The sequence below is a fragment of the Kitasatospora sp. NPDC056181 genome, from assembly GCF_042266225.1.
Classification (GTDB): Bacteria; Actinomycetota; Actinomycetes; order Streptomycetales; family Streptomycetaceae; genus Kitasatospora.
Window position 1 is genome coordinate 53,959 of the sequence record NZ_JBHJUK010000031.1, and the last position, 15,332, is coordinate 69,290.

The following is a 15,332-nucleotide window of genomic DNA, read 5'->3' on the forward strand; positions in this document are numbered from 1 at the left end:
GGCGTGTTGAAAATGAAAACGAATACCGTTACGTTCTCTGACGGCACGTCGGACCGGCCTGCCACCGCCGTCGAGAGGGAGAGCAGTGGCGCATCTGCTGGTGATCGAGAGCTGGGTCGGCTCCATGAGCAGGCTGCTGCCCCGGGCACTGGAGGAGGGTGGCCACCGCTTCACCTTCCTCACCCGCGATCTGCGCCACTACCTGCGGGCGGCCCCCGCCGACGCCCCGCACCCGCTGCTCGCCGCCGACAACGTCCTCACCGCCGACACCAACGACCCGGCCGTCCTGCTCCCGTACGCCGAGCGGCTGCACGAGCTGCTCCGCTTCGACGGCGTGCTCTCCTCCTGCGACTACTACCTGCCCCTGGTGGCGCAGGTCGCGCACCGGCTCGGGCTGCCCGGGTCCGCGCCGGAGGCTGTCACTGCCGCCTGCCGCAAGGACCTCACCCGCCGCGCGCTCGCCGCGGCCGGCGTCCCCGGGCCCGCGTACGCGCTCTGCACCGACCGGGGGCAGGCGCTCGCCGCCGCCCGGGCGATCGGCTTCCCGCTGGTGGTCAAGCCGGTCGACCTGTGCGCCGGGATGCTGGTCCGCGAGGTCGCCGACGAGCACGGGCTCACCGCCGCGCTCGGGGCGCTGGAAGCCTTCCCGGTCAACGCGCGGGGGCAGCGCCGGACTCCCGTGGTGCTGGTGGAGGAGCTGCTCGCGGGGCCGGAGGTCAGCGTCGAGACCGTCTCGGCCGAAGGGGCCGTGCACGTCGTCGGGATCACCGACAAGAGCGTCGGCGGCGCGCCCGCCTTCATCGAGACCGGCCACATGTTCCCCGCCGCGCTCGACCCCGCCGACGCGGCCGCCGCCGCCGACACCGCCGTTGCCGCGCTGACCGCGCTCGGCCTGGACCGGGTCGTCGCGCACACCGAGATCAAGCTGACCCCGGCCGGCCCCCGGGTGGTGGAGGTCAACCCGCGTCCGGCCGGCAACCGGATCACCGAGCTGGTCCGGCGGGTCACCGGCATCGACCTCGCCGCCGCCTGCGTGGACGTGGCCCTCGGCCGCCGGCCCGACCTGACCGTCCGGCCCACCGGGGTCGCCAGTGCCGCGATCGCCTTCCTGGTCCCGGGGGAGGGGGCCGCCGGGCTGCTGGACGGCTTCGACGGCGAGGCGGCGGTCCGGCGCGACCCGGCCGTGGTCGAGCTGTCCCTCGCCGGGCCCGGCCGCGACGTGCGGCCCGCCACCAGCAACAACGAGTACCTCGGGCACGTGATGACCGCGGACCCGGCCGGCGCCGGGGCCCGCCGCGATGCGGAGCGGCTGCTCGCCGCGCTGGCGCCGCGGTTCGCCACCGGTCCGGCCACCGGTCCGGCCACCGCCGCAGACCGCCCCGCCGGTGCCGTGGCGGTCCCCGCGTGACCGCCCCCGCCTCCGCCGCCCCCGCCTCCGCCTCCGCCGCCCCCGCGGCTGACGCCGACGCGCCGGCGGTCACGTCTGCCGCGCTGGACCTGATCGCCGGCCGGGCCCGCGCCGGCGCCTACGGGCCCGACCCGGCCGGGCAGCGGATCGCCCTCGCCTTCACCACCTCCCAGGCCGTCCGGCACGCCGGCCGTGCCCGGGGCTACCGCAACGAGGTGCTCAGCCTGCGCCTCGGCGCCGCCGTCGGCTCCTGCGCCGTCGAACCCGGCGAACTGCCCGCCGACGCGCTCACCGACTGCGTCGGCGCCACCGTCGCCGAGCTGCTCGACCACCCGCTCACCCCCGTCCGGGTCGCCGCCCTCGACGCCTACCTGATGCACTGCCGCCCGCACGGCCCGGCCCGTGGTGCCCGCCCGGTGGCCGTCCCGGCCGGCGGCTCGCTGGAGAAGTCCCGTATCCGGGCACGCGCCGTCGTCGGACTTCTCCCGCTCGCCGCGGTGCGTCGGGTGCTGGTGGTCGGCGTGGTCAACTCCCTTCTGGAGCAGCTTTGTTCGCACGGCGTCGGCTACGTGCCGTGCGACCTCAAGGGCGGCGCCACCGAGTGGGGCGAGCCGGTGGAGGCCGACGCCGTCGCCCGGCTGGACGACTGCGACGCGATCCTCGCCTCCGGCATGACCCTCGGCAACGGCACACTCGACCCGCTGCTGGCCCACGCCCGCGCCACCGGCAAGCCACTGGTGCTGTTCGCCCAGACCGGCAGCGCCGTCCTGCCGCGCCTGCTCGGCGACGGGGTGAGCGCCGTCAGTGCCGAGCCCTACCCGTTCTTCTGGCTCGACGGCGGGCCCACCGTGCTCCACCTCTACGGCGGGCAGCCCCTCGACGAGGGGCGGCCCCTCTACGGTGTGCGCAGCGGCCCGGTGTCCGGCGACGGGCCCTCCGGTGACGGGCCCTTCGGCGACGGGCCCTCCGGTGACGGGCCCTTCGGCCACCCGGGCCATCTCCACCCGGGCCGCCTCCACGGGGCCCGCCTCCACCCGGGCCGCCTCCGCGGGGAGGACCCGGCGGGACGCGGTGCCCGGTGACCGCACTGCTCGCCCCGGCCGCCGTCGTCGGCAATCCCGACCTGTTGCCGCTGCTCGGCCGCACCCCGCTGGCCCGGATCAGCACCCCGCTGCCGCACCCGCACCCGGGTTTCTGGGCCAAGCTGGAGGGTCTCGCGGCCGGCGGCATGAAGGCGCGTTCCGCCGTCGCCATGCTCCGCGGCGCCCACGCCCGTGGCGAACTCCGGCCCGGTGCAACGGTCGTGGAGTCCACGTCGGGCACCCTCGGGATCGGCCTGGCCTTCGCCGGGCAGGCCCTCGGACACCCGGTCGTCCTCATCGGCGACACCGAACTCGAAACGTCCATGCGGCAGTTGCTCCGCTCCTACGGCGCCCGGCTGGAGCTGGTCGACCGGCCCGCCCGGCACGGTGGCTGGCAGGCCGCCCGGCTCGCCCGGCTGCGCTCCGTACTGGACCAACTCCCGGACGCCTACTGGCCGGACCAGTACAACAACCCCGACAACGCGGCCGGCTACCTCGCGATGGCCCAGGAGATGATCGGCGAACTCGACCACCTGGACGTGCTGGTGTGCAGCGTCGGCACCGGCGGTCACAGCGCCGGGCTGGCCGAACCGCTCCGGCGCCGCTGGCCGGCGCTGCGGATCATCGGCGTCGACTCGGTCGGCTCCGCCATCTTCGGCCAGCCCACCCGCCCCCGGCTGATGCGCGGCCTCGGCAGCTCGATCCACCCGCGCAACGTCGCCCACCAGGCCTTCGACGAAGTCCACTGGGTGGGCCCTGCCGAGGCGGTCGACGCCTGCCGGCGGCTGGCCCACGGCGCCTTCGTCAGCGGTGGCTGGAGTACCGGCGCGGTGGCCCTGGTCGCCGCCTGGGCCGCCCGGGCCCACCCCGGCGCCGCCGTCGCCACCGTCTTCCCCGACGGCCCGCACCGCTACCTCGGAACCGTCTACGACGACGCGTTCTGCCGCCGGAACGGCCTGGAACCGGAGCGCGCCGCGCTGCGGCCGATCGAGATCCCGCACCCGGCCGCGGCCGAGGTGACCGGCTGGGCCCGCTGCCGGACCACCCGGCCGGGGCACACCGGCCCGGCGGAGCACCGGGGCCGTCCGGAACAGGCCGGCCGCGGCGGTCCGCCCGGTCCCGACGGCCGCCGCGGCCGCCCCGAGGAGGACCGATGAGGCTCGACCTGCGCACCGTACGGCTCCGGCTCGCCGAGCCGCTGCGGATCTCGCGTTCGGTGACCACCGAGCGCGACGCCGTCCGGTTCGCCGTCCGGCACGGCGGCCTGAGCGGGTACGGCGAGGCCGTCAGCAGCGGCTACCTGCGACTGCCGACCGGCCGGATCCGGCGCGCGGCCGGCGAGCTCCGGCCGCACCTCGAACGCCACCCGGACCCGGAGACGGCGCTGGCCGAACTCCGGCGCGGCGCGGCCGCGTTCAAGGAGCTGCCGCCCGGCGTCCTGGCCGCGGTCGAGGCCGCCCTGCTCGACCTGGTCGGCAAGCGGGCCGGCGTGCCCGTCCACCAACTCCTCGGCCGGCCCGCCCCGGTGGCCGCCGCCACCGCCCGCACCATCGGCATCGAGCCGCCCGCCCGCGCGGCCGCCCAGGCCTCCCGGCTCGCCGCCGTCGGCTTCGGGGTGCTCAAGGTCAAGGCCGGCGCCGCCGACCCCGCCGAGGACCTCGCCCGGGTCCGGGCCGTCCGCGAGAGCGCCCCCGGCGCCCGGTTGTTGCTCGACCCCAACGGCGCCTGGACGGAGGACCAGGCCCACCGGCTGCTCCCGCTCTTCGCCGCGGCCGGCGTCGAGGCCGTCGAACAGCCGGTCGCGCCGGGCCGCCCCGACGTCCTGGCCGCGGTCGCCGAGCGCTCGCCCGTCCCGGTGATCGCCGACGAGGACGCCGTCGGCTACGAGGACGCCTGCCGGCTCGCCGGCCGGGTGCACGGGGTCAACCTCAAACTCGCCAAGTGCGGCGGCGTCCACCAGGTGCTGCGCATCCGGGCGGCCCTGCAGGGCAGCGGCACCGAGCTGATGCTCGGCTGCCTCGCCGCCAGCTCGCTCGGCATCGCCCCGGCCGTCCACCTCGCCGACCGCGCCCGCTGGATCGACCTCGACGGGCACCTGCTGCTCGCCCACGACCCCTGGCGGGGCATCGGCGGTACCGACGGTACCGTCCGCACCCCCGGCCGGCCCGGGCTCGGCGTGCTCCCTGCGGCCGCGGCCGGCACGACGGACGGCCCGTCCGGGCCCGGAGGCCGGTGCCGGTGACGGGGTGTCGGACCGGTGCCCTAGGGTCGCCGACATGAACACCGAGACCGACCTGCCCGCCCCCGAGGACCTCGCCGCCCTGGTCGACGTCCTGCTCGCCGAGGGCGCACCCGGCGCGGACCGCACGGCCCTGGAGGAGGACGCCCGCCTCGCGTTCGCCGACGAGCGGCCCCGCGCGCTGCCCGACCACTGGTGGCTGGCCGTCCCCGGGGCCACCTACGAGGCGGCCTTCGAGGTGCTCGGCCTGCACGACCGGATACCCGTCACCGTGCACTACGGTCTCGCCTCGCAGGAGGACGACGAGAAGTACACCCCGGAGGCGGTGCACCGGGTGTTCGTCACGCCCGAGTACGCCGGCTGGCGCCTGATCTACGCCGAGACCCCGCTGCGGGAGACCACCTGGTGGCCGCACGAGGTCGTCGAGCGGCTCAGCGCGGCCTGCGGACAGGCCCAGGTCTACTACCAGGACCCGTTCGCCGACTCGGTGATCTGGGCCACCGCCGAACACGGCACCGTGCGGCGCGGCTACTGGCGCGACAGCGCCCCGGAGTGGACGGGCGACCCGCTGCCCTGGGAGGAGGTGCTCACGGTGGCCGACTTCGAGGACGAGGAGGACTTCGAGGACGTCTACCCGGAGCCCAACGCCTCCGAGGTCCACGGCATCGGGGAGGCCGCCGCCCACCTCTCCGTGAACCCCGCCACCATCACCGCCGACACCCCGGTCCGCGGCCACGGATGGCTCGCCCTCACCGCGCCCGGCGCGGGCCACGACGGGTTCGGCGGGAGCCCGCGGCTCTGAGGAAGTCCCGGTGGCCGTCCACGCCTCCCCCTGCGCGCCGTGCCTCGCCCGGGTCGGGTCGGCGTCCTAGGCTGAAGGCGCCCGGGCGGCCGGTCGGCCGTGGGAGTCGGGAGGGGCCCGGCGGCCGGGTGCCGAGGAGGTGCGCGATGGGCAGCGCTGAGACCGCCAGGGTGCGCTGTGTGGCGGCCGTTCCGTGCTGGGTGAGCCTGATGGCGCGCGATCTCGACGCGGCGAAGGCGTTCTACGGGCCGCTGCTGGGCTGGGAGTTCGAGCCCGGCCCGGACCAGTTCGGACCGTACGTGCACGCGGTGGCCGGCGGCGAGGCGGTGGCCGGGCTGGGGGTCGCGAGCAGCGGCTGGGCCATGCCGGTGGCGTGGACGGCCTACTTCGGCACGGAGAGCGCGGACGCCGCCGCCGACGCGGTCCGCGAGCGCGGGGCGACCCTCGCGGTGGGTCCGCTGGCCTTCGACGCCGGGCGGGTGGCGTTCGCCGCCGACCCCGTGGGCGCCGTGTTCGGCATCTGGGAGGGCCCGCCCGGCCTGGCCCGGAAGCTGGACCTGCCGGGCGCGCCGGTCTGGATCGAACTGCGTACCCCGGACCCGTTCGCGGCGGCGCTCTTCTACGGCGAGGTGTTCCGCTGGGACGGCCGCGACCCGGAGCACTTCGAGGTGCGCTGGGAGCACGACCGGGTGGTGCTGCGGGCGGAGGGGCACAGTGTCGCCGCGCTCGCCAAGGAGCAGTCCGGCGGCCCGGCGGGCATGCCACCGCACTGGGAGGTGTCGTTCTCGGTGCCGGACACCGACGTGGCGCTGGCCCGGGCCCAGGAGCTGGGCGGCTCCGCGATCGGCCCGGCCTTCGACTCCCCGTACGGGCGGGTGGCCCGCCTCCAGGACCCCGAGGGCGGCCGTTTCGCGGTGATCAGTCCGAAGGGCTGAGCCGGCGAACGGCTGCGACGCCGGCGGACGGCTACGGCTACGGCGAACCGCTGCGGCTACAGCGGACGGCTACGGCCCGGCCTCGGCGACCGCCTCCCGGTCGGCTCGCAGCCGCTCGCCCAGCGCGGCGCGGGCACCGGCGGGCAGGGCCTTGCGCGCGGCGGGGAAGACCTGCTCCTCCTCTGCGGCCAGATGCCGCCGGACGAGCTCGGCCAGCCCCTGGTAGAGCGTCCCGAACCCGGGATCGCCCGGCCCGACCCCCTGCAGGTCGGAGAGGTACTGTCCGATCGCCAGGTGGTCGGCGATGCTCGTGAACACCAGGGACCCGCCGTCCGGCACGTCGTGCTGGACGACCGGGAAGAGGTGTTCCTCCTCGGCGGCGCAGTGGCTGAACAGCAGGTCGGTGAGCTGCCCGAGCAGCTCCCCGCGCGCGGGCGCGCCCTCCGGCGCGTCGTCGATCCGGGCGAGCAGCTCCGTCACCGCCCGGTGGTCGGCGGTGAACTCGCCGAGGATGTCCGGCCTGCGGCTCATGGCGTGCCCGCCTCTCGTCCGGTGGCCCCCCGACACCTCCAGTATCCGGCGCCGCCGGTGCGTTCCGACGACCGGGCGTCCATCACCGCAGGTCAGAACGGCTTTCATCGCCTCCGCCCGCGCCACGCCCGCTCACATCAGGCCCGCTCGCGCCGCGGCTGCCGGAACCACGTCGGGTCGCGCCGCGGCGGCTCCTGCCAGGGCCGTCGTCGTCCGGACGGATCCCGTGGGCGCGGCCGCGCCGGCGCCCGCCGGGTGGGGCCGGGCGGTCGCGGTCAGGGCCGTTCGCGGTCAGGGCCGGGTCAGGGTCAGGGCCGGGTCAGGGCCGGTCGCGGCGCCCGGTGAGGGCGAGCAGCCGGGTCTGCGGGCTCGCGTCGTCCGGCACCGGCAGCGGCGGGTCGAAGAGCCCGCTGCCGGAGAGGTCCCCGTAGCCGGTGTACTCGCCCAGCGCGAACTCGACCAGCCCGGCCGGCAGCCGGGTGCGGCGGCGGATCCCCTCGGCGAGGTCCCACGTGTGCACGACGGCGTCGGCGGTGAGCTGGTCCAGGTAGTACTGGCCGGTGACGTCGCCGAAGGAGAGGTGGACGGTCAGCTCGGTGGCTCCGGGTACCTCGAACGCCGCACGGGCGGCATCGGCCGCGGCGGTCCAGGCGGCGGCCGGGTCGGAGCCGAGCACGTCGCCGTCGAAGCGGGTGCCGACCTCGGAGACCGTCGAGCCCATGAGCAACTCGGGCACCCAGAGCTGCTCCCCGGTGAGGTGGTTGACCACCTCGCGGACCGACCAGTCGGCGCACGGCGTCGGAGAGTCCCACTGGTCGGGGGTGACCAGCCGGACGCGGTCGCCGAACGCGGCCAGCGCCTCGGCGTACGGCGTGCCGGGCTGCGCGGAGCGCCGGTGTTCCCTGCGATGAGCCATACCTCCACCCTGCCCCCGTGCCCATCCACTCGCGACTCGCCGTCCGTCCGTCCGCCGCCCGTCCACCCGCGACTCGCCGCCCGTCCGTCCGCTGCCCGCCGACCGTACGGCGCCTGGCCGTCGGCGTGTCGCGACCGCGCCCGCGGCGTGTTGTTCAAATTCGAACTTCCGGGTACGGTCGTGGAGCGGCTGGTTCGAATTTGAACGACGGTGTGAACGACGGCACCACCTCCCGGCCGCCCCTGTCCTTCCTTGCCCAGAACGACCCCGACTGATGGAGACGCGCATGCCGAGCACCAGCCCGAGCACGACCGCCCCCACCACCACCGTCCTCCCGGAGCGGGCGACCCCCGACTCCGCGACGACCTCCCCGCACGCCTACGACGCCGGCCTGCTCCTGCTGCGCCTCGCCCTCGGCCTGACCATGGCCGCGCACGGCAGCCAGAAGCTGTTCGGCTGGTTCGGCGGCGGCGGCATCGACGGCACCGGCCAGTTCTTCACCATGAGCGGCTACCCGGCCGGCAACGCGATGGCCGTCGTCGCGGGCCTCACGGAGACCTTCGGCGGCCTCGCCCTGGCCGTCGGCCTGCTGACCCCGCTGGCCGCTGCCGCGATCCTCGGCACCATGGTCAACGCGCTCGCCGTCACCTGGGGCGGCGGATTCTTCGCCCCGAAGGGCAGCGAGTACGAACTGCTGCTCACCGCGGGCGCCGCCGCGCTCGCCCTGACCGGGCCCGGCCGCTACGCCGTCGACCGCTTCCTGCCGGTGCTGCGCGCCCACCGCCTGGCCTACGGCGCCGCCGCCGTCGTGGTCGGCCTGGTGACCGCCGGCGTCATCCTGCTGCTGCGCAAGTGACCTGCCGGGCCCCCGGGCCGACGGCACGAGCCGTCTGTTCCCGGCGGGGCCACGGGAGTTGAGCGGGACTGTCGGTCGTACGACCGACAGCCCCGCTCCGTCTGCGCGCCGCCACCCCGCGGCGGGCGCCGGTCCGGCGGAATGGCTCAGCTGCGTTGACATCCTGTGGTGTTGACGGGTCATCAGGCCGATGATCCGCCGGTCGACACTCGATCCCCCCGGCCCGCGGCCGCCCGGCGGCGCGGCCCCGCGTGTCCCTCCCGCACCCGCCTGGCGGCTAACCGCCGACCCGTACCAGGGCCAGCGTGATGTTGTCCGGCCCGCCCGCCTCGATCGCGGCCTTCCAGAGCTCGAACGCGGCCCGCCCGTCGGCTCGTTCGTCGTCCTCGTCGGTGCCCGCCAGCAGTCCGGACAGCTCCTCCTCGGGCACCGGGTCGGTGAGCCCGTCGCTGCACACCAGGAAGCGGTCGCCGGCCGCCAGCGGGGCGGTCCTCACATGCGGCTCGACGAAGGTCAGCCCGAGCGAGCCGCCGAGGGTCTGGGTGACCAGGGAGGTGGTGCGCCGCCCCGGGGGCAGCGGCGGACTGTCGTCCACGCTGACCCGGCGCAGGTCGTCGCCGTCGATCCGGTAGACCCGGCTGTCGCCCACGTTGAAGGTCACCGCCTGTTCGGGCAGCAGCACCACGCCGGCCACCGTGGTCCCCATGGCACCCAGTCCGGGGTCGCCGGCCGCCGCCGCGAACACGGCCCGGTTGCAGGTCTGGAGCGTCTCCCGGACGGCCTCCTCGTCCTCCAGTGAGGGCCCGGCCGCCGCGAGCTCCCGGGCGACGAGCGCACTCGCGATCTCGCCGCCGGGGTGCCCGCCGAGGCCGTCCGCCACCGCGACCACGCAGGGCGGGCCGAGCGGGAAGAGCAGGGTCTGCGGGTTGGTGGTCACGGTCGCACAGAGCGTCCATGGACCGACCGTCAGGCTGTCCTCGTTGTGCTCCCGCACCAGGCCCTCGTGGCTCAGTGCGCTCACCGAGATGTAGGCCGCCATCGGCTCGCCGTCCTTCGGGGGTTCCGGGCCGGCCGTCCTTAGTCCTTTCATTGTCGCGCGCGTCGTGGCCGCGCGCGGGCCGGCGGTGCAGTGACGGGCAAGGGGTCGGGCGCTGGTGGGGAATAACGCCGGACAGGCCGATGCTAAGGTGGTTGAAACTTTGACGATCGGATCCTGAAGCCGGGATTCACCTGGAGTGTGGTGAGCAGCATGCAGTTCGGAATCTTCACCGTCGGCGACGTCACCCCCGACCCCACGACCGGCCGCACCCCGAGCGAGCACGAGCGGATCAAGGCGATGGTGGCCATCGCCCGAAAGGCCGAGGAGGTCGGCCTGGACGTCTTCGCGACCGGCGAGCACCACAACCCGCCGTTCGTGCCGTCCTCGCCGACGACCATGCTCGGCTACATAGCCGCGCAGACCGAGCGCATCATCCTCTCGACCTCGACCACGCTGATCACCACCAACGACCCGGTGAAGATCGCCGAGGACTTCGCGATGCTCCAGCACCTCGCCGAGGGCCGGGTGGACGTCATGATGGGCCGCGGCAACACCGGCCCGGTCTACCCGTGGTTCGGCAAGGACATCCGCCAGGGCATCCCGCTCGCGATCGAGAACTACGCGCTGCTGCACCAGCTGTGGCGCGAGGACGTGGTGGACTGGTCCGGGCGCTTCCGCACCCCGCTGCAGTCCTTCACCTCCACCCCGCGCCCGCTGGACGGCGTCCCGCCGTTCGTCTGGCACGGCTCGATCCGCAGCCCGGAGATCGCCGAGCAGGCCGCCTACTACGGGGACGGCTTCTTCGCGAACAACATCTTCTGGCCCAAGGAGCACTTCCAGAAGCTGGTCGAGCTCTACCGCGAGCGCTACGCCCACTACGGGCACGGCACGCCCGAGCAGGCGTACGTCGGCCTCGGCGGGCAGGTGTTCATGCGGAGGAACTCGCAGGACGCGGTGCGCGAGTTCCGCCCGTACTTCGACAACGCGCCGGTGTACGGGCACGGGCCCTCGCTGGAGGAGTTCACCGAGCAGACCCCGCTCACCGTGGGCAGCCCGCAGGAGGTCATCGAGAAGACGCTGACCTTCCGCGAGTCCTTCGGCGACTACCAGCGCCAGCTGTTCCTGATGGACCACGCCGGCCTGCCGCTGAAGACCGTGCTGGAGCAGCTGGACCTGCTCGGCGAGGAGGTCGTGCCGGTGCTGCGCGAGGAGTTCGCCAAGGGCCGGCCCGCCGAGGTCCCGGACGGGCCGACGCACGCCGCCCGGGTCGCGGCCGAACTCACCGCTGGGCAGCAGGAGGAGACGACGGAGGTGGCCAAGTGAGCACGTACAGGCTGGTGGTGGTCAGCGCCGGGCTGAGCAAGCCGTCCTCGACGCGCCTGCTGGCCGACCGGCTGGCGGACTCGACGGTCCGTCAGCTCGGCCTGGACGGCGGGTCGGTGGAGGTCACGGTGGTCGAACTGCGTGACCTCGCCACCGACATCGCGCACAACTTCGTGACCGGGTTCCCCGGTGCGGCGCTGCGCGGGGCGATCGAGGCGGTGACGCACGCGGACGGCCTGATCGCCGTGACGCCGATCTTCACCGCGTCGTACAGCGGTCTGTTCAAGTCGTTCTTCGACGTGATCGACCACGACGCGCTGGCCGGCAAGCCGGTGCTGATCGCCGCCACCGGCGGCACCCCGCGGCACTCGCTGGCCCTGGAGCACGCCGTCCGGCCGCTCTTCGCCTACCTGCGGTCGGTGGTCGTCCCCACCGCGGTGTACGCGGCCACCGACGACTGGGGTACGACGGGGGACGGGCACACCGGCGGCCTCCCGGGCCGGATCGACCGCGCGGCGGGGGAGCTGGCGGCCCTGCTGGCCGGCCGCGGCCCGGCGGGCGCGGAGCAGCCGGAGGCCGTGGTGCCGTTCGCCCAGCAGCTGGCGGCCCTGCGGGTCTGACGGCGACGCGGTGAGCGGCGCGAAAGGGGCGGGCCCGCGGGCCCGCCCCTTCGGCATGCCGGCGCCGGGCCTGACGGCGGCCGGGCCAAGGCCGCCCGCCCGGGTCGCCCGCCGGGGCCGCCCGCCCGGGCCAGGGGTTGCCCGCCGGGGCCGTCGGACGTGTGTCGGCCGTGCCCGAATGTCCGCTCTGCGGTGTAATCGTCCGCATGATCAGATTTGCTGCGATCCACCCGGTCCCGCCCTCCCGGGAGCCCTGAGGTGGAGTCCGCCGTGCCGTCCGGGCCCGCACTCCAGTCGCAGGCCGTCCTCACCCCGCTGACCAGCGCCGCGATCTTCCTCGTCCTCACCATCGACCCCGGCGGCGAACAGGTCGTCCGCGACCTGCTGCCCGACCTCGCCGGACTGCGGCGGGCGGTCGGCTTCCGCGCCCCGGAGGGCGGGCTGACCTGCGTCACCGGCATCGGGTCCGACGCCTGGGACCGGCTCTTCGCCGGCCCCCGCCCCGCCGGACTCCACCCCTTCCGCGAGGTGGCCGGGGCCCGCCACCGCGCCCCGGCCACCCCCGGCGACCTGCTGCTCCACCTGAGGGCCGCCCGGATGGACCTCTGCTTCGAACTGGCCGGCCGACTCACCCGGCGCCTCGCCGGCGCCGCCACCGTGGTCGACGCCGCCCACGGCTTCCGCTACTTCGACGACCGTGACCTGCTCGGCTTCGTCGACGGCACCGAGAACCCCGAGGGGCGGGCCGCCGCCGAAGCCGTCACCGTCGGCGCCGAGGACCCTGGGTTCGCCGGCGGCAGCTACGTCATCGTCCAGAAGTACCTGCACGACCTCGCCGCCTGGAACGCCCTGCCCGTCGAGCAGCAGGAGCGGGCCGTCGGCCGCACCAAGCTCGGGGACGTCGAGCTGGACGACGCGGTCAAGCCCCCGGACGCGCACGTCGCCCTCACCGGGGTCACCGGTCCGGACGGGAGGGAGCGGCAGATCATGCGCTTCAACATGCCGTTCGGGTCCTTCGAGGGGCAGGGGGAGTCCGGCACCTACTTCATCGGGTACGCGCGCACCCCCGAGGTGACCGAGGAGATGCTGCGCAACATGTTCGTCGGCCGGCCGCCGGGCACCCACGACCGGTTGCTCGACTTCTCCACGGCCGTCACCGGGTCGCTCTACTTCGTCCCGGCCGCCGCCCTCCTGGACGACCCGCCGCCCGCGCCCTCCCCGTCCGCCGGGGGAGCCGCCGGGCAGGCCGCCGCGGAGGCCGTCACGCGAACCGCCGCGCACGCCGCCACCACCGCCTCCGTCCCCGCGCCCGATGGCTCGCTCGCCATCGGCAGTCTGAAGAGGACCCCCGTCCGATGAGCAACCTGCACCGCGACCTGGCCCCCGTCTCCGCCGCCGCCTGGGCGGAGATCGAGGAGGAGGCCCGGCAGACCTTCAAGCTCCACATCGCCGGCCGCCGCGTGGTCGACCTGCACGGCCCCGAGGGCCCCACCCTCGCCGCCGTCGGCACCGGCCACCTGACCGGCATCGCCCCGCCCGCCGACGGCGTCCTCGCGCACGCCCGCGAGGCCCGGCCGCTGGTCGAGCTGCGCGTCCCCTTCACCGTCGCCCGCGCCGCCGTGGACGACGTCGAACGCGGCTCCCGCGACTCCGACTGGCAGCCGGTCAAGGACGCCGCCCGGACCCTCGCCCTGGCCGAGGACCGCGCGATCTTCGAGGGCTACCAGGCCGCCGCCATCGAGGGCATCCGGGCCGGCGCCACCAATCCGCCCATCCCGCTCCCCGCCGACGTCCGCGACTACCCCACCACCGTGAGCCAGGCCCTCACCGCCCTGCGCCTGGCCGGCGTCGGCGGCCCCTACTCGCTCCTGCTCGGCGCCGACCCCTTCACCGCCGTCAGCGAGACGAGCGACCACGGCTACCCCGTCGCCGCCCACATCGGCCGCCTCCTCGACGGCGAGATCATCTGGGCCCCGGCCATCCGGGGTGCCTACCTGCTCTCCGCGCGCGGCGGCGACTTCGAGCTCGTCCTCGGCCAGGACGTCTCCGTCGGCTACCTCTCCCACGACGCCGAGTCGGTCTCCCTGTACCTCCAGGAGTCGATGACCTTCCGCCTCTACACCGGCGAGGCCGCCGTCGTCCTGGGTGGCGAGGGGCCGTGAGCAGCCGAAGGGTACTGAGTTCCTTTACGCGGGGTACTGAGTGCCGTACTCTCTCCGGAGAGCCTCTGACGCCAGTCGAAGAGAGCCGACACGGCATGCCGGTCCAGGTGGCGCTTGTCGCCCGCAGGCCGCACCCGGACCGCTCTTGGCACTCAGTACCCTCGGCATGACCTGAGGCCATGGACCAGTGCACCCGTAACAGGAGAACCGCTCATGAGCTTGAGGATCGTTGTCTGTGTGAAGTACGTGCCGGACGCGACGGGTGACCGTCGTTTCGCGGACGACCACACCACCGACCGGGAGGGCGTGGACGGCCTTCTGTCGGAGCTGGACGAGTACGGCGTGGAGCAGGCGCTGCGGATCGCGGAGGCGAACGGCGACGCCGAGGTCACGGTGCTGACGGTCGGGCCGGACGACGCGAAGGACGCGCTGCGCAAGGCGCTGTCGATGGGCGCGGACAAGGCCGTGCACGTGAACGACGACGACATCCACGGCTCGGACGTGATCGGGACGTCGGCGGTGCTGGCGAAGGCGCTGGAGAAGACCGGGTTCGACCTGGTGATCGGTGGTATGGCGTCGACGGACGGCACGATGGGTGTGCTGCCGGCGCTGCTGGCGGAGCGCCTGGGCGTGCCGCAGGTGACGCTGCTGTCCGAGGTGTCGGTCGAGGGCGGCGTGGTGAAGGGCCGCCGGGACGGTGACGCGGCGACGGAGCTGGTGGAGGCCCCGTTGCCGGCGGTGGTGTCGGTGACCGACCAGTCGGGCGAGGCCCGCTACCCCTCGTTCAAGGGGATCATGGCGGCGAAGAAGAAGCCGGTCGAGTCGCTGGACCTGGACGACCTGGGCATCGAGGCCGACGAGGTCGGTCTGGGCGGGTCGTGGACGGCGGTCGAGTCGGTGGCGGCGCGTCCGGCGCGGACCGCGGGCACGGTCGTCAAGGACGAGGGCGAGGGCGGCAGGCAGCTCGCCGCCTTCCTCGCCGACCAGAAGTTCATCTGAGCCGGCCCACCCCTGACCCTGATCCAGCGAAACACGGAGACATTGAGCAATGGCTGAGATTCTCGTCCTGGTGGACCACGCCGACGGTGTGGTCCGCAAGCCGGCCCTGGAACTGCTGACCCTGGCCCGCCGGATCGGCGAGCCGTCGGCCGTCGTCCTCGGTGCCGGTGCGGCCGCCGCCGACATCGCCGCCAAGGCCGGCGAGTTCGGCGCGGCGAAGGTGTACGTCGCCGACGGCGCCGAGTTCGCCGACCAGCTGGTCGTCCCCAAGGTGGACGCGCTGGCGCAGATCGCCACGGCCGCCGGGGCCGGTGCCGTCCTGGTCACCTCCTCCGGTGAGGGCAAGGAGGTCGCCGCCCGCGTCGCGCTGCGGATCGGCTCCGGCATCATCACCGACGCCGTCGACCTGGAGGCCGGCGC

The 15,332-nt window shown here is 74.9% G+C and carries 14 protein-coding genes and 2 pseudogenes; 13 read left to right on the plus strand and 3 right to left on the minus strand.

Going from position 1 to position 15,332, the window contains the following annotated elements; all coding sequences use genetic code 11:
- The first annotated feature begins 85 nt into the window (after nucleotides 1–85).
- The 6 genes and pseudogenes from ACFC1F_RS14980 to ACFC1F_RS15005 all read left to right on the plus strand — a co-directional run bounded on the left by ACFC1F_RS14980 (nucleotide 86) and on the right by ACFC1F_RS15005 (nucleotide 6,466).
- Nucleotides 86–1,408 (plus strand): ATP-grasp domain-containing protein, encoded by a 1,323-nt coding sequence (locus tag ACFC1F_RS14980; RefSeq protein WP_376158470.1) that lies wholly within the window; start codon nucleotides 86–88, stop codon nucleotides 1,406–1,408.
- 83 nt (nucleotides 1,409–1,491) lie between these two features.
- Nucleotides 1,492–2,277 (plus strand): annotated as a pseudogene (locus ACFC1F_RS14985) (Rossmann-like domain-containing protein); the annotation flags it as partial.
- Between the two features lie 209 nt (nucleotides 2,278–2,486).
- Entirely contained in the window at nucleotides 2,487–3,647 is a 1,161-nt protein-coding gene (locus tag ACFC1F_RS14990) for a pyridoxal-phosphate dependent enzyme (protein ID WP_376158472.1), read from the plus strand.
- Nucleotides 3,644–4,732 (plus strand): dipeptide epimerase, encoded by a 1,089-nt coding sequence (locus ACFC1F_RS14995; protein WP_376158474.1) that lies wholly within the window; start codon nucleotides 3,644–3,646, stop codon nucleotides 4,730–4,732. The genes ACFC1F_RS14990 and ACFC1F_RS14995 overlap by 4 nt, the downstream gene beginning before the upstream one ends.
- Before the next feature lie 34 nt (nucleotides 4,733–4,766).
- Complete coding sequence (locus tag ACFC1F_RS15000; RefSeq protein WP_376158476.1) at nucleotides 4,767–5,531, plus strand: hypothetical protein; 765 nt, start codon at nucleotides 4,767–4,769, stop codon at nucleotides 5,529–5,531.
- 146 nt (nucleotides 5,532–5,677) lie between these two features.
- Nucleotides 5,678–6,466: a VOC family protein gene (locus ACFC1F_RS15005; protein WP_376158478.1), complete on the plus strand. Its 789-nt coding sequence runs from the start codon at nucleotides 5,678–5,680 to the stop codon at nucleotides 6,464–6,466.
- A 69-nt stretch (nucleotides 6,467–6,535) separates the two neighbouring features.
- Here ACFC1F_RS15005 and ACFC1F_RS15010 read toward each other — a convergent pair whose 3' ends face one another.
- Entirely contained in the window at nucleotides 6,536–6,997 is a 462-nt protein-coding gene (locus tag ACFC1F_RS15010) for a hemerythrin domain-containing protein (RefSeq protein WP_376158480.1), read from the minus strand.
- 319 nt (nucleotides 6,998–7,316) lie between these two features.
- Nucleotides 7,317–7,913, minus strand: coding sequence for a TIGR03086 family metal-binding protein (locus ACFC1F_RS15015; RefSeq protein ID WP_209414596.1), 597 nt, complete (start codon nucleotides 7,911–7,913; stop codon nucleotides 7,317–7,319).
- A 286-nt stretch (nucleotides 7,914–8,199) separates the two neighbouring features.
- Between ACFC1F_RS15015 and ACFC1F_RS15020 the strand changes: the two genes are divergently transcribed.
- Entirely contained in the window at nucleotides 8,200–8,769 is a 570-nt protein-coding gene (locus ACFC1F_RS15020) for a DoxX family protein (RefSeq protein ID WP_209414598.1), read from the plus strand.
- A gap of 277 nt (nucleotides 8,770–9,046) precedes the next feature.
- Here the strand turns inward: ACFC1F_RS15020 and ACFC1F_RS15025 are convergent, their stop codons facing one another.
- Nucleotides 9,047–9,808, minus strand: coding sequence for a PP2C family protein-serine/threonine phosphatase (locus ACFC1F_RS15025; protein ID WP_376158482.1), 762 nt, complete (start codon nucleotides 9,806–9,808; stop codon nucleotides 9,047–9,049).
- A gap of 210 nt (nucleotides 9,809–10,018) precedes the next feature.
- On the opposite strand from ACFC1F_RS15025, the gene ACFC1F_RS15030 reads away from it, so the two are divergent.
- The 6 genes and pseudogenes from ACFC1F_RS15030 to ACFC1F_RS15055 form a co-directional block, all read left to right on the plus strand.
- Nucleotides 10,019–11,131 carry an LLM class flavin-dependent oxidoreductase gene (locus tag ACFC1F_RS15030; RefSeq protein WP_376158484.1) on the plus strand — a complete coding sequence of 371 codons (1,113 nt, stop codon included), beginning with the start codon at nucleotides 10,019–10,021 and terminating at the stop codon, nucleotides 11,129–11,131.
- Nucleotides 11,128–11,751, plus strand: coding sequence for an FMN reductase (locus tag ACFC1F_RS15035; protein ID WP_376158486.1), 624 nt, complete (start codon nucleotides 11,128–11,130; stop codon nucleotides 11,749–11,751). Before ACFC1F_RS15030 ends, ACFC1F_RS15035 begins: the two co-directional genes overlap by 4 nt.
- Before the next feature lie 258 nt (nucleotides 11,752–12,009).
- A complete protein-coding gene (locus ACFC1F_RS15040; protein ID WP_376158488.1) occupies nucleotides 12,010–13,110 on the plus strand; it encodes a Dyp-type peroxidase in 1,101 nt (366 codons plus the stop codon).
- Nucleotides 13,107–13,913: a family 1 encapsulin nanocompartment shell protein gene (locus ACFC1F_RS15045; RefSeq protein WP_376158490.1), complete on the plus strand. Its 807-nt coding sequence runs from the start codon at nucleotides 13,107–13,109 to the stop codon at nucleotides 13,911–13,913. The genes ACFC1F_RS15040 and ACFC1F_RS15045 overlap by 4 nt, the downstream gene beginning before the upstream one ends.
- A gap of 213 nt (nucleotides 13,914–14,126) precedes the next feature.
- A complete protein-coding gene (locus ACFC1F_RS15050) occupies nucleotides 14,127–14,912 on the plus strand; it encodes an electron transfer flavoprotein subunit beta/FixA family protein (RefSeq protein WP_209414610.1) in 786 nt (261 codons plus the stop codon).
- Between the two features lie 49 nt (nucleotides 14,913–14,961).
- Nucleotides 14,962–15,332: pseudogene (locus ACFC1F_RS15055) on the plus strand (electron transfer flavoprotein subunit alpha/FixB family protein); the annotation flags it as partial.

Excerpts from the sequence above, each read along its gene's own strand:
- ACFC1F_RS14995 (WP_376158474.1), top strand. The coding sequence starts at position 3,644 with ATGAGGCTCGACCTGCGCACCGTACGGCTCCGGCTCGCCGAGCCGCTG.
- ACFC1F_RS15000 (WP_376158476.1), top strand. The coding sequence starts at position 4,767 with ATGAACACCGAGACCGACCTGCCCGCCCCCGAGGACCTCGCCGCCCTG.
- ACFC1F_RS15005 (WP_376158478.1), top strand. The coding sequence starts at position 5,678 with ATGGGCAGCGCTGAGACCGCCAGGGTGCGCTGTGTGGCGGCCGTTCCG.
- ACFC1F_RS15010 (WP_376158480.1), bottom strand. The coding sequence starts at position 6,997 with ATGAGCCGCAGGCCGGACATCCTCGGCGAGTTCACCGCCGACCACCGG.
- ACFC1F_RS15015 (WP_209414596.1), bottom strand. The coding sequence starts at position 7,913 with ATGGCTCATCGCAGGGAACACCGGCGCTCCGCGCAGCCCGGCACGCCG.
- ACFC1F_RS15020 (WP_209414598.1), top strand. The coding sequence starts at position 8,200 with ATGCCGAGCACCAGCCCGAGCACGACCGCCCCCACCACCACCGTCCTC.
- ACFC1F_RS15025 (WP_376158482.1), bottom strand. The coding sequence starts at position 9,808 with ATGGCGGCCTACATCTCGGTGAGCGCACTGAGCCACGAGGGCCTGGTG.
- ACFC1F_RS15030 (WP_376158484.1), top strand. The coding sequence starts at position 10,019 with ATGCAGTTCGGAATCTTCACCGTCGGCGACGTCACCCCCGACCCCACG.
- ACFC1F_RS15045 (WP_376158490.1), top strand. The coding sequence starts at position 13,107 with ATGAGCAACCTGCACCGCGACCTGGCCCCCGTCTCCGCCGCCGCCTGG.
- ACFC1F_RS15050 (WP_209414610.1), top strand. The coding sequence starts at position 14,127 with ATGAGCTTGAGGATCGTTGTCTGTGTGAAGTACGTGCCGGACGCGACG.